The sequence below is a fragment of the Ruegeria sp. HKCCA6707 genome, assembly GCF_013033515.1.
Taxonomy (GTDB): domain Bacteria; phylum Pseudomonadota; class Alphaproteobacteria; order Rhodobacterales; family Rhodobacteraceae; genus Ruegeria.
This window is the reverse complement of the sequence record NZ_WQEG01000001.1, coordinates 895,400-907,693: the sequence shown is the minus strand read 5'-3', so window position 1 is coordinate 907,693 and position 12,294 is coordinate 895,400. Positions and strand designations below refer to the sequence as shown.

Annotated in this window: 13 protein-coding genes; 8 read left to right on the top strand and 5 right to left on the bottom strand. The window is 53.9% G+C overall.

Translation table 11 applies throughout. The features are described 5' to 3' along the window. The first annotated feature begins 2 nt into the window (after positions 1 to 2). A complete protein-coding gene (locus tag GOW40_RS04410; RefSeq protein ID WP_171128245.1) occupies positions 3 to 941 on the top strand; it encodes a 3-keto-5-aminohexanoate cleavage protein in 939 nt (312 codons plus the stop codon). Positions 942 to 1,016: 75 nt separating this feature from the next. Further along, the gene (locus GOW40_RS04405) at positions 1,017 to 1,958 is read left to right on the top strand and encodes a YHYH protein (protein WP_171128247.1); all 942 of its coding nucleotides are present in this window, start codon (positions 1,017 to 1,019) and stop codon (positions 1,956 to 1,958) included. A gap of 346 nt (positions 1,959 to 2,304) precedes the next feature. Here the strand turns inward: GOW40_RS04405 and yghX are convergent, their stop codons facing one another. The 5 genes from yghX to GOW40_RS04380 all read right to left on the bottom strand — a co-directional run bounded on the left by yghX (position 2,305) and on the right by GOW40_RS04380 (position 7,196). Beyond that, entirely contained in the window at positions 2,305 to 3,192 is an 888-nt protein-coding gene (gene yghX, locus GOW40_RS04400) for a YghX family hydrolase (protein ID WP_171097048.1), read from the bottom strand. 89 nt (positions 3,193 to 3,281) lie between these two features. Beyond that, positions 3,282 to 4,805, bottom strand: coding sequence for a malonyl-CoA synthase (locus GOW40_RS04395; RefSeq protein ID WP_171128249.1), 1,524 nt, complete (start codon positions 4,803 to 4,805; stop codon positions 3,282 to 3,284). Then, positions 4,802 to 6,100, bottom strand: a complete 1,299-nt coding sequence (locus tag GOW40_RS04390; protein WP_171128250.1) for a malonyl-CoA decarboxylase domain-containing protein — start codon at positions 6,098 to 6,100, stop codon at positions 4,802 to 4,804. Before GOW40_RS04390 ends, GOW40_RS04395 begins: the two co-directional genes overlap by 4 nt. Before the next feature lies 1 nt (position 6,101). After that, positions 6,102 to 6,758: a GntR family transcriptional regulator gene (locus tag GOW40_RS04385; protein WP_254444256.1), complete on the bottom strand. Its 657-nt coding sequence runs from the start codon at positions 6,756 to 6,758 to the stop codon at positions 6,102 to 6,104. A gap of 51 nt (positions 6,759 to 6,809) precedes the next feature. Next, on the bottom strand, positions 6,810 to 7,196 hold the full coding sequence (locus GOW40_RS04380; protein WP_171128255.1) for a YciI family protein: 387 nt from the start codon (positions 7,194 to 7,196) through the stop codon (positions 6,810 to 6,812). 84 nt (positions 7,197 to 7,280) lie between these two features. Between GOW40_RS04380 and GOW40_RS04375 the strand changes: the two genes are divergently transcribed. From GOW40_RS04375 to GOW40_RS04350, 6 genes are read left to right on the top strand one after another with little or no spacing between them, the layout of a single operon-like run. Next, positions 7,281 to 8,165 carry a fumarylacetoacetate hydrolase family protein gene (locus GOW40_RS04375; protein ID WP_171128257.1) on the top strand — a complete coding sequence of 295 codons (885 nt, stop codon included), beginning with the start codon at positions 7,281 to 7,283 and terminating at the stop codon, positions 8,163 to 8,165. Beyond that, positions 8,162 to 8,827, top strand: a complete 666-nt coding sequence (locus tag GOW40_RS04370) for a malonic semialdehyde reductase (protein WP_171128259.1) — start codon at positions 8,162 to 8,164, stop codon at positions 8,825 to 8,827. Before GOW40_RS04375 ends, GOW40_RS04370 begins: the two co-directional genes overlap by 4 nt. Before the next feature lie 12 nt (positions 8,828 to 8,839). Then, positions 8,840 to 9,301 (top strand): OsmC family protein, encoded by a 462-nt coding sequence (locus GOW40_RS04365; RefSeq protein ID WP_254444255.1) that lies wholly within the window; start codon positions 8,840 to 8,842, stop codon positions 9,299 to 9,301. 29 nt (positions 9,302 to 9,330) lie between these two features. Further along, positions 9,331 to 10,404, top strand: coding sequence for a C4-dicarboxylate TRAP transporter substrate-binding protein (locus tag GOW40_RS04360; RefSeq protein WP_171097062.1), 1,074 nt, complete (start codon positions 9,331 to 9,333; stop codon positions 10,402 to 10,404). A 30-nt stretch (positions 10,405 to 10,434) separates the two neighbouring features. Beyond that, positions 10,435 to 10,986, top strand: a complete 552-nt coding sequence (locus tag GOW40_RS04355; RefSeq protein ID WP_171097064.1) for a TRAP transporter small permease — start codon at positions 10,435 to 10,437, stop codon at positions 10,984 to 10,986. Beyond that, positions 10,983 to 12,287, top strand: a complete 1,305-nt coding sequence (locus GOW40_RS04350) for a TRAP transporter large permease (RefSeq protein ID WP_171128263.1) — start codon at positions 10,983 to 10,985, stop codon at positions 12,285 to 12,287. The genes GOW40_RS04355 and GOW40_RS04350 overlap by 4 nt, the downstream gene beginning before the upstream one ends. Positions 12,288 to 12,294: the final 7 nt, after the last annotated feature.

The window sequence follows — 12,294 nt, the reverse complement described above, 5'->3', positions numbered from 1 at the left end:
CTATGGCCCGTCAGAAAAAGACCATCATTACATGTGCTGTAACAGGAGCGATCCACACACCAACCATGTCGGATGCGCTCCCGTACACTTACGACGACATCGCACGGCAGGCGATCGAGGCCGCCGAGGCCGGAGCGTCGATCCTACACCTCCACGCCCGCAACCCTGAGAACGGGTCGCCATCGGTCGATCCGGACGACTTCGCGCCATTCCTGCCCCGTATAAAACAGGCAACGGACGCTGTTGTGAACCTATCGACCGGTGGATCGCTGACATTGTCCATTCAGGACCGGATCAATCCGGCCAAGACTTTCAGCCCCGAAATGTGCTCGATGAATATGGGTTCGATGAATTTCTCGTTTCACCCATTGGCCAACCGGTATGGCGATGATGATTGGAAATTTGATTGGGAGAAAGAGTATGTCGCGAACTCCGATCAGAACATCTTTCGCAATACGTTCCGGGACATTCGCGAAGCGGCAGAAACACTCGCGCCGCATGACATTAAATTCGAACATGAATGCTACGATGTCGGCCACTTGTATAACTTAAAATTCTGCATGGATATCGGGTTGTTCAAAGCACCTGTTTTCATTCAGTTCATCTTTGGAATCCTCGGTGGTATCGGGCCTGAGGTCGACAACCTGATCTTCATGAAACGCACAGCAGATCGCCTGTTTGGTGATGACTACCGCTGGTCCGTTCTCGGAGCCGGCGGTGCGCAGATGTCGCTTGCTACCACTGCAAGTCAGATGGGCGGCAATCTTCGCGTCGGTCTAGAAGACAGCTTGTTCATCTCACGTGGAAAGCTGGCCGAAAGCAACGCTCGGCAAGTCGCCAAAATTCGACGCATCGTAGAAGATCTAGGCAGTCAGGTGGCGACACCTGATGAAGCCAGGGAAATTCTGGATTTGAAGGGTGGTGATCGCGTAGCCTTCTGACGATTGGACGCTTGGCCTAACCTCTCGTCGAGTGACTTATTTATGTAGTTTCGAAAACCCTTAGGAGGTCGAACCATGCGATTGGTATATTTGGCAATCAGCGCGCTTTTCGTGGGCTTTTTTACCGTTCAGGCTAATGCGCAAAACGAAGCCCAGGACATCACCAACCTTTTGCTCAGCAACCGATCTGGAGACTGCGCGGATTATGCAGGAGTGTATTCCGCTTCAGTGGAGGATGTAACGCGCCAGCAACGTTTTAACTCCGAAATCGAAATCTCGGCAAATAGCCAGCACTGCATCCTCAAGACCAACGGTATCCCCAATCATGATTTCAACGGGCCTACAGCCAACTTCGCTAATAATGTGCGAGAATTGCCTGGCACTTTTCGGATTCCCAGAAATCCGGAAAAGGCCCGCAACCAAACCACGCTGTCGCAACGGAGTTATGATGCGATTTTGTTGAATGGCGTGCCGGTCGATTTGCTTTCGGCTGGGTGTTATCGCCCGAGCGGTCGGCGAGCAGACAAGAACGGCAATGTATTGGCGGGGTGTCGAGACACTGATCCATGGCTGCTCGATCCGCCGTCTTACGATCAGTATTTTGGTGTAGATCTGCACAATGCCCATGCCCAGCCCGATGGCAGGTATCATTACCATTCCAATCCAAATGCTCTGTTTTTGGATAACGACCTTGATAAGCCGTCACCAGCTATTGGCTTCGCCGCTGACGGCTTTCCGATCTACGGGACGATATTCAAAGACAGGGATGGTACGATAAGACCTGCGATTTCCGGCTACCAACTCAAAACTACGCCTCGGCCTGCGCCGCCTAACGGGCCGGGTGGTACTCCGGACGGGACATATATCGACGACTACGAATTCACTGGGGCTGGCGATCTAGATAAGTGCAATGGCATGACTGTGGATGGCCAGTACGGATACTATGTCACGACAAGCTACCCGTGGGTGCTCAACTGCTTGGTCGGAGCACCTGACAGGTCATTCGACAAAAGGTGATCTCTAGCCCCAATTTCGGAGATCCAGTTTTGACCTATCCTGGATTGACCCAGACACTTTGCGTTTTCTCCGCGATGCTAACGGTATCGCGAAATCGCTCGCAATTCTAATCTGATTGGGATTGCCATCTGTTTAAAGCGGTCAAAGTGATTCATTGAATTTGAGACTGCTGCCTTGGGGCTCAAATCAAATGTTCTTTGCACCCAAGCCTTTTAGTCAAGCGTTCCTGTCGATCTATCGGATCATGAGAAATAGAATACTGGGGCTTCAAATGACTTGGCCCCGGTAAACTGTGGGTTGCGACGAAGCGACGAAAACACAATGCTCGCTTCGCCGTACACTGTAGTTACTTTAGGTAGGTGTTGAACCAATCAATAGTGCGGTCCCAGGCTAGGCTTGCCATTTCCTCGTCATAACGAGGCGTACTGTCGTTATGGAAACCGTGATTGGCATTTTCGTAGATGTAGGCTTCGTATACCTTTCCGTTGGATTGCAGAGCGGCTTCAAAATCCGGCCAACCTGCGTTGATGCGCTCATCAAGCTCTCCCATCTGAATCAGCAACGGTGCCTGAATTTTGGCTACATCCTCAACTGCTGGCTGGCGACCATAGAATGGCACGCCCGCGGCCAATTCGGGGTAGGCCACGGCAATTGCGCTGACCACACCGCCGCCGTAGCAGAAACCCACAGCACCGACCTTTCCAGTACAATCATCTCGGTCCAATAGGTATTCAAATCCATTGAAGAAATCGTTCATCAATGCGACCCGGTCCACTGTCTTTTGAAGCTCGCGCCCATCCGCGTCGTTGCCTGGGTAACCTCCCACTGACGTCAGACCGTCGGGGGCCAGTGCCATAAACCCGGCTTTTGCCAACCTGCGCGCCACATCCTCGATGTAAGGATTCAGGCCGCGGTTTTCGTGGATCACCAGCACCCCGGGCAGGGGCTCTTCAACGCCGGCAGGTCGGACAAGGTATCCGCGAACATCACCGGTTCCATTCGGTGAAGGATAGGTGATGTAGTCTGCGTGGATATCGGGATCGTTGAACGAAACTTGCTGAGCCATCGCGTAGTTCGGGCTGAGCATGTTCAGCAGCGCTACCGCTGTCATGCCGCCGACCGCGAACTTACCTGCGCGGTCCAGGAATTGGCGCTTGGTGATCTTGCCGTGCGCGTAAAAGTCATACAGGTCCAGAAGTTCCTGGTCGAAGTCTTTTGCCGTCATGCGAGTCATTGTGGATCTCCTGATGAGTTTGGCTGTCTGAAGGTTGGGTAGTATCCGATCTGAAGGTCTTGATTTGATTGAGCGTCTGGATGGGCTTCCTAAGATACCGCCGGTGACAGTTCCTTGTTCGCGAACCGTTCGCGCAGCACGTTCTTTTGAACTTTTCCCATAGCGTTCCGCGGCAACTCTTGGACGAGTTCGTAGCGGCGAGGATGTTTGAATCGCGACAGCTTGTTTCTGATGATCGACTCGATCTGTTCCACCTGAAGCTGTGATCCGGGCTCAGCAACCAGAGTGGCAATGATCGCTTCGCCGAAGTCTCTGTCGGGGATTCCGAAAACCGCCGATTCCTGAACGCCATCGACATCGGTCAAAACGTCTTCAATTTCTTTAGGGTAGACGTTGTATCCACCAGTGATGATCAGGTCTTTTGACCGACCTACAATCGACAGGTAGCCATCCTCGCTGTATTGGCCCAGATCTCCGGTGATGAAAAATCCATTTTCTCGAAGCTCTTCAGCCGTTTTTTCGGGCATTTGCCAATAGCCCTGAAAAACATTGGGGCCACGTACTTCGATCATTCCGATCTCGCCCTGGGGCAGCGGTTCTCCAGTTTCAGGGTTGGTTACGATCACCTCAGTGCCGGGTATGGCCATACCAACAGTTCCCGCGCGACGCTCACCGCCATAAGGGTTAGAGGTGTTCATGTTGGTTTCGGTCATACCGTAGCGCTCAAGGATACGGTGGCCCGTGCGCGTTTCGAACGCCACATGGGTCTCTGCCAGCAACGGGGCTGAGCCGGAAACAAACAGACGCATGTTCTCTGTGATCTCATCGGTGAAACCTTCGTCGGCCAGCAATCGGGTATAAAAAGTGGGGACTCCCATTAGAAGGGTCGAGTGGGGCAATTCCTCCAAGATCATTCCAGTGTCGAATTTTGTCATCAGCCGCACTTTGGAACCGGCGAGTAGTGTGGTGTTCATCGCCACGAAAAGCCCGTGCGTGTGAAAGATGGGCAACGCGTGAATCAAGCGATCAGCGTCGGTGATACCCCACAAATCCACAAGGGCTTGGGCATTGGACAGCAGGTTTCGGTGGCTGAGCATCGCGCCCTTGGACCGGCCCGTGGTACCTGATGTGTAAAGAAGCGCCGCGAGGTCGTCCGGCGCGCGATCCACAGTTTCGAATACACAAGGCTGTGCGTCCGCTTCGCGGCTCAAACTTGGATTTTCGCCGCCCAAGGTCAACAGCTTTGCACCAGAGCGGGTCGCCAATTGTTCGAATTCAACTTTGTCGTGGCTGTCGCAAACGATTAACGCAGGTTGCGCATCAGAGATGAAATAGTCCAACTCTGCCATGGTATAGGCAGTGTTTAGGGGCAGGTAGACAGCACCTGCCTGAACCGAAGCGGCATAGAGCGCAATCGTGTCGGCCTGCTTGGGCACTTGCACAACGATGCGACTGCCAGGGGAAACTCCGCTGTTCCGCAAGACATGCGCGATTTGCGCGGTGCGCTGCAGAAACGCATCATAAGTGACCACCTGGCCATTATCGAGTTGCAGGAATGGAGCCGTGTTGCCCTCGTGGCGGGCAAACAAACTGTCGTAAAGTGTATTAGTCACGCTGTATTTTCCCTGGGCTTTACCGCAAGCGTCGCAGTTGAAGCCGCGCGAATTGAACGCGAGGCTTGGATCGTGGCACTTGTCGCGAATTCTTCGTGGTAACGTTCTGTTTTGTTCAAATCGTAAAGGTAATTGACCATCGCACCTCCGGACTGGGCGCGTCCGTTTGGCGACTGATCTGCCTGGGCATGCAGGTCATGAAGCTCGGCACCATTTCCCAAGTGAAAGCGCGCTACAGGGTCAAGCGGCATGCCATCTTCGCGCTTGGCGAACATCAAGTACCGGGCGGCCATCGCGCGCAGGTCCTGCGGTGTTGCTGTTTCTGCAAGCACGGCCTCGGCGGCATGCCCGTGTTCCGGGTTGCCTGTTTCACCAGCCAGCCACCGGTTTAGCCCCGGTATCGGCGACAATGTCACAAAGGTATCAAGCCCGCGAAGCTCCCGCGAAAGCTCGGTCACAACCTGCTTGATCAATAGATTCCCAAAGCTGATGCCCGCCAAACCGTTTTGGCAGTTTGAAATGGAATAGAACGCCGCGACCTTTGCCTCCTCGGCTTCGATCGGTTCTGGTGCTTCGGATAGAAGCGTATCTATTGCATCCGGGATTTCGGCGGTCAGAGCGACCTCAACAAAAATCAGTGGCTCATCTGGCATCGAAGGATGGAAGAACGCGAAACAACGACGGTCTGGCGGGTAGAGCCTTCGCCGCAAATCGTCCAGATCGTTGATTTGGTGCACCGCTTCATAGGCGACGATCTTATCCAGAACGCGGGCAGGGGTGTCCCAGCTGATTTGCTTGAGGACAAGAAAGCCCCGGTTGAACCAGCTGCGCAATAAATGGACGAAATCGATATCTGTTCGCTTGAGTTCCGGTTTGGATTTGAGAAAGCGCAGCAGATCAACGCGCATGGCTACAAGTTCCTGCGTCGCACCAGACGGCTGGTTCAGCCGTCGCAATAACTCTTGCCGCCGTGGCTCTGAAACTTCGCTAAGTCTTTCATAAAGGTTGACACTTTGGTCACTGGCGTAGAGGCGGGCTGCTTCAGAAAGCTGATTTGCGTCCAACTCTAGCTTGTCATTCAAATAGACAAAAAAGTCTAGTTTCTCCGCATCATTCAGGGTGTGGTAGCGCTCAAGGATCGTAGACGCGAGCGTGAATCCGGAAACTTCACCTTCCGCAGATAAAAGCGCCTCACATAGTTCGGCAATGGACCGTTTGTCATCCTTGCCACGCCTTTTGTCGGGACGGTCCAGCAATTGGTTTAGTAGATCACCCAGAAACCAATTCCGCTGCATTTCAGGGCTCCATCTGGCTGCTAAGGTACTCACCTGTTCGGCGGTAGTGATCGATTAGGTGCCGAGTTGCGCTGTCTGCGTCGTGATTTAATGCGGCGTCTAGGATTTGCTGATGTTCGGCGGCGATGTCTCGCTTTTTGTAGCTCGACCCGCCGGCCGCAAGATAGCGGTAGCGAATGTTCAGGTCGTAAAGCTGCGAGCAATACCGCAGCAGCAACGGCATTTTCGAATTGTCCAACAAGGCCATATGAAACGCCTTGTGAGCGTTCTCAAAGTCTCGTGCCCCGTTCTGGCTGGCCTTTTTCATATGATGGTGACGCAAGACAAGCCGATCTTCCCAGGCCGCATCCGCATTGGTGATGGAAGCGTGCAACGCGGTTTCTTCAAGGTTGCATCGAAGCAGAAGGATTTCCTCAAAGTTACACTTGCTGACTGGCGCTGCCCGAAATCCGCGCTGATCAATCCGCTCGACCAACATGTCCGAAGTCAAAAGGCTAAGCGCTTCGCGAACCGGACTAGCACCAGTGTCCAAAAGCCCGCGAAGCTGTTCGATCTTAAGCTTTTGGCCCGGAGGTAATACTCCGGTCAGGATCATTTCGCGCAGCCTTCGATACGCTCCATGAGTGGCTGATGTCTCTTTGCCCTCAGTATCAAGCATGGCGCCCATATCCGACTTTTCCTATTTCGCGGTAAATACTCTTGAGCGCTCTTAACTGAGGGCACTCGTTCCAGTCGATAGACCAACTGAAATGTTCAGCGAGCCTTCGTTGATCAACCAGCGCCGAAGTACAAAGCTACGTGCCCCACTTTTGTGCATGGGATCGTCTTCGGCCAGCTTCCGGGCGGACTCAAGGCTGTCGGCGCGATAGATGATCAGCCCTATCCCCTGCATATGCTCGCCGGTTTCATCTGACATGGGGCCTGCAAAAGCCAGCTGCCCCGAACGTTCCAGCTGCGCCTGATACGCCAAGTGATCTGGCAGTGACGCCTTTACATCTTCGGGCGCTTTGGCAGGCGTGCTCAGCGCGACGTAAAGCTCCAAAGCAAGCGCACCGCGGCCTTTTGCTACTGATTTGTAGTCTGCCCAAGCAACCATTTGCCGACTCCAAAAATATCGATATTATTTGACATATGGCAAAATAGTCGGCAAAAATCAAGCGAACTGACATGGATGGTGAAAATGAAATACCTGGTGGGAGAGACTTCGGAAGGCACAGCGGTTTTTGCTGTCAACGGCGAAAACGCATTGAATCTAACGGCTTTGGACCCTGCTGTCGGTTCGGATTTGATGGGTTTGATAGCCAAGCCTGAACTGGCCGACTCACTTGCCAGCAAAATAGACACGGCAGACAGTGTGCCCGTGTCTTCCATCACTCCGGCATTGCCCGTTACCGCTCCAGGAACGATCATTTGCATGGGGTTGAACTACACGGACCACATCAAGGAAGGCGGGTATGATATTCCAGAGTATCCGACGCTGTTCATGCGCGGGAAGAATTCGATCATGGCGGCGGGGCAACCCATGGTGCGGCCTGCTTGTTCCGAGAAGCTCGACTACGAAGCCGAACTTATGCTGATCGTTGGAAAGCGCGGACGCCATATCTCGGAGCGGGACGCGCTGGATTATGTCTTTGGCTACACTGTATTCAACGATGGTTCGCTGCGGGACTATCAGCGCAAAACCGTTCAGTGGACGCCCGGCAAAAACTTTGATGACACGGGCGCGATCGGTCCTTTCACCGTGACTCCGGATGAGTTGCCCAAAGGGGCATCAGGTCTGAAGATCGAAAGCCGTGTGGGTGATGAAATCCTTCAAAGCTCGAATACTGCCAACATGATTTGGGGGGTTCGTCAGGTCATCGCGACGATTTCGGAATATACTACTTTGGAGCCGGGGGATCTGATTGCGCTAGGTACGCCTCCTGGTGTCGGGCACGCCAAAAAGCCCAATCCCCGTTGGTTGAAGCCCGGTGAAACCGTTGAGGTCGAGATTGAAGGCATTGGAATTTGCGCCAGCCCAGTCATTGACGAAAAAGACGCCAAGTCCAAGGTGGCCGCAGCATGACCGCACCAACCGGGGCAGAGCTGGAAGTACTTCGCGCCAAGGCGCAGCAAGATCATCGTGATCTGCGCGAGCGCATTCCACGCTTGTCGGATGACGCGATCGCCTTGATCCTGCGCGAATCCAGATCGCACTACGCGTGGACCAACAAGCCTGTTTCTGACGACATACTTGAAGAGATCTACGACATCACGATCAACGGCGCGACCAGCATGAATACGTTGCCCGCGCGCTTCGTTTTCGTGAAAAGTCCTGAAGGGAAAGAGCGGCTTGCAAAGTCTTTAAAGCCGAAGAATGTGCCAAAGATGATGGATGCTCCGGTCACGGCGATCATTGCCTATGACATGGACTTCTGGAAGGAACTACCCTTTCTTTTCCCGCACGAAGACCGTCGGCCATTGTTCGAAAACAAGCCTGACTACGTGGCAGACACGGCCTTTCGAAATGGCACGCTTCAGGGCGCTTACTTCATGATTGCGGCCCGGGCTGTCGGGTTGGACGTCGGCGCCATGTCAGGTTTTTCGAACAAGATCGTCGATGAGGAGTTCTTCGCGGGCACGACGCTCAAGTCCAATTTTCTTTGCAATCTGGGCTATGCGGACGAAACCGGATTGTTCCAGAAGCTTCCACGTTTTTCATTCGAAAAGGTTTGCTCGTATGCTTGAGGAGGTGACGCTATGGCTATGAGAGTGAAACCCGTCGTGACTTACCGTACGACAGCTCAATGCCCGACTCATGCGCGGACTGAGATACCGATTCGCGATCTTGATGTTGTTGTCGATGAACCCGTAGAACGCGGCGGGACAAATCTTGGTCCGTCTCCGACCGAAACCGCAATGGCAGCCCTGATCGCCTGTACGAATGTCATCGGGCACAAGAACGCACATCGGTTGGGAGTTTACCTCGGCAATGTGACAATCGACGCGAAATGCAGGTTGGACCGGCGTGGTGTGCTGATGGAGGAGGAGATCGATGTTCCGTTTCCGGAAATTGAACTCACCGTGAATTGTGAGACGCCCGCCAGTCAGGAGGAACTGACGCGCGTGGGCGAGGAGACAGCCAAGTATTGCGCCATCGCAAAACTGTTTGAAGCGGCAGGCACGGACCTGACCGTAAACTGGGTCAAAGCAAAAAAATAAAAATGACCCGACTTTCTGGGAGGAGAGAAATGAAAAACTGGACCAAACGCAGCCTAGTGGGCGCTGCTCTGGCAGGTGTCATGGCGATGCCCCTCGCGGCAGAAGAGACCATTTCAGCTGTTGTGATTGATGGGTACCCAGATCGGGCCTTATGGGTGAAGGAATTCACCAACTTCTTTATTCCTGAAGTGAATAAGCGGTTGGCCGAGTCCGGCAATTACAAGATGAACTGGCAGGAGAACTATGGCGGTTCTATTGTAAAACCCAAAGGTGTTCTGGAAGGCATACAGTTGGGTTTGGGCGACATTGGCATCGTCACAACCATCTTCCATTCGTCCAAGCTGCCCAGCCAGGGAATCTCGGGCTCGACACCATTCGTCGCGTCGGATGCTCGTGCAGTGGCCAAGGCAGTTGACGAGATCGCGCGAGAATACCCGGCTATGCAGAATGAGTTTGCTGCGCAAAATCAGGTTTATCTGGCGACAGGCGTTGTGCTCGACACATATCAGATGTTCTGCTCAGAGCCGGTCGAGAAAGTTGCAGATCTTGAAGGACGCAAGATCGCGGGTGCCGGCCTGAACTTGCGCTATCTCGAGGGTATCAAGGACGCGGCAGGCGTACGCGGAGGCCTCACTGATTTCTACAACATGGTTCAAACCGGCCTTGTCGATTGCGTAATGATTTGGCCGGAAGCTTCCAAGACGTTCAAAATCGTCGAAGTGGCCCCTTACATGTTGAAGGCAGACCTTGGTGCGGTGAATACAAAAACAGTCACCGTCAATGCCGACTACTGGGCGAGTCTGCCCGATGAGGTCAAAGAAGTACTACAGGCCGTGGCTATCGACTACCGTGACCACGTGGCAGGTATTGCAATGGATCGAGCCGCTGCATCGCGAGATGCATTTGTAGAAGCTGGCGGATCGATCATTGAAATCTCGGACGAAGACCGCGCTGCGTGGGCAAATGCGATGCCCAATGTTGCGCAGGAATGGGCTGCAACGCTGAATGAGAACGGCGAGCAGGGCACAGATATGCTGGCCGCTTATCTCGGCAAGCTTCAGGATGCTGGTTTCACTGGTGTGCGGGACTGGACGGCCGAATAACTGGCTGGCGATCCACGAAAGGGGCCTTTCATGCTGAAGACCGCAGTTGCTGGCTTGTCGCGGGTCGCCAATTCGCTTGCTATCGTCGCCAATGCATTGGGTACGCTTGTCGTCCTAGCGTTGGTGGTCGTTCTGAATGTTGACGTCATTGCGCGGGGCCTGTTTTCGGCCCCACTGCGCGGCACCTATGAGATGGTGCAATTCTCGGTCGTGATGATCGTGTTCCTGCAGCTGGCCGACGTTGTCAGAGTGGATCGATTGACGCGCTCAGATGGGTTTCTGAACCTGCTACACCATCGTCGCCCCGTTCTGACAGCCAACCTGAGGCGCATCATCAACGCCATTTCGGCAATCTTCATGGCCTTGATCGCCTATGTAACCTTCCCAGAATTTCTTCACATGTGGGAGACACAGGACTACTTCGGAGTGCCCGGTCTTTTCACATTGCCTTGGTGGCCGGTCAAACTGGTCATCGCGTGTGGTACTGCGCTTGCCTGCGTGATCTTCCTGCTCAAGGTCGTCACGGCGCAGGACCGCCCGCAACTTATTCGCACCCCAGAGCATGACGAGGTCGCAGAATGACGCCGATTGAGATTGGCCTGATCTCGGTCGTTGCCATAGTCTTTCTGATTTACGCGGGCGTCTACATTCCGATTGCTTTGGGTGTGGTCTCCTTCGTGTCGATCTGGCTGATGCGGGACAACTTCACGCTTGCGCTCAACCTGCTGAAGGTTGCGGTGGGCGACAGCGCGATGGAATACAGTTTCGCGACAATCCCTCTGTTTACCTTTATGGGGCTCATCGTTTCAAAAGCGGGACTAGGCGGGGATATTTACGAGGTCATGACCATGCGATTTCGCAAGGTCAAAGGCGGTATCGGAATGGCGACCGTCGGAGCAAATGCCGTGTTTGCGGCCGTTACTGGGTCGTCAATTGCGTCCGCATCAGTGTTCACCAAGGTCTCTGTCCCGCAGATGATGGCGCAGGCATATAATCCACGTTTTGCGGTTGGGGTTGTGGCCGGGTCGTCGGTTTTGGGGATGATTATTCCACCCTCGGCGATGCTGATCATCTATTCCTTTGTCGCCGAACAGTCCGTAGGGGACATGTTTCTGGCGGGAGTAATACCCGGTATCATGCTGGCAATAGCTTATGTGGGCGCGATCTGGTTGATGGGCCGTTTTAAACCTGCATTTGTGGGCGGCCGGGTCGTCGAAGACACCGAATGGATGTCCGGGCGCGAGATCGCATCCAAGACCCTGCCCACATTGTTCATTATCACGGTAGTGCTCGGTGGTATTTACACAGGATGGCTAACCGCTGTCGAGGCGGGTGCCGCTGGGGCACTGGTTGCGCTCGTGATCGCAGTCGTACGCAAATCCATGACACCAAGAGCGTTCTGGGACGCGTTGCTGGAAACCGGTCACATTACAGCGGCGATCTTGTTCCTGATTACGGCGGCTTCGATCTATAGTCGCATGCTGGGACTGGCGGGGTTGCCCAATCAGTTGCAGGATTTGCTCGCGGGAAATTCCGCGTCCTTTTGGTCGATCATGCTGCTCTACGTTCTCTTGATGCTTTTTCTGGGAACTTTGCTCGATACGGCGTCCATCATTCTGATCGTCGTCCCGCTGTTCCTGCCCATGGCCGAAGCCCTGGACATGTCGTTGATCTGGTTTGGTATTATCACTGTGGTCGGCGCCGAAATCGGTCTTTTGACCCCGCCTTTGGGCATATCTTGCTTCGTCATCAAATCGACGATCAACGATGACCGAATATCGCTCAAGGATGTGTTTATGGGCGCACTTCCCTTTGCGTTCGTGATGCTGATCGTTCTGTTTATTCTGATCGAGTTCCCGATCCTCAGCCTTGCCCTGATTTAAGGAGGCC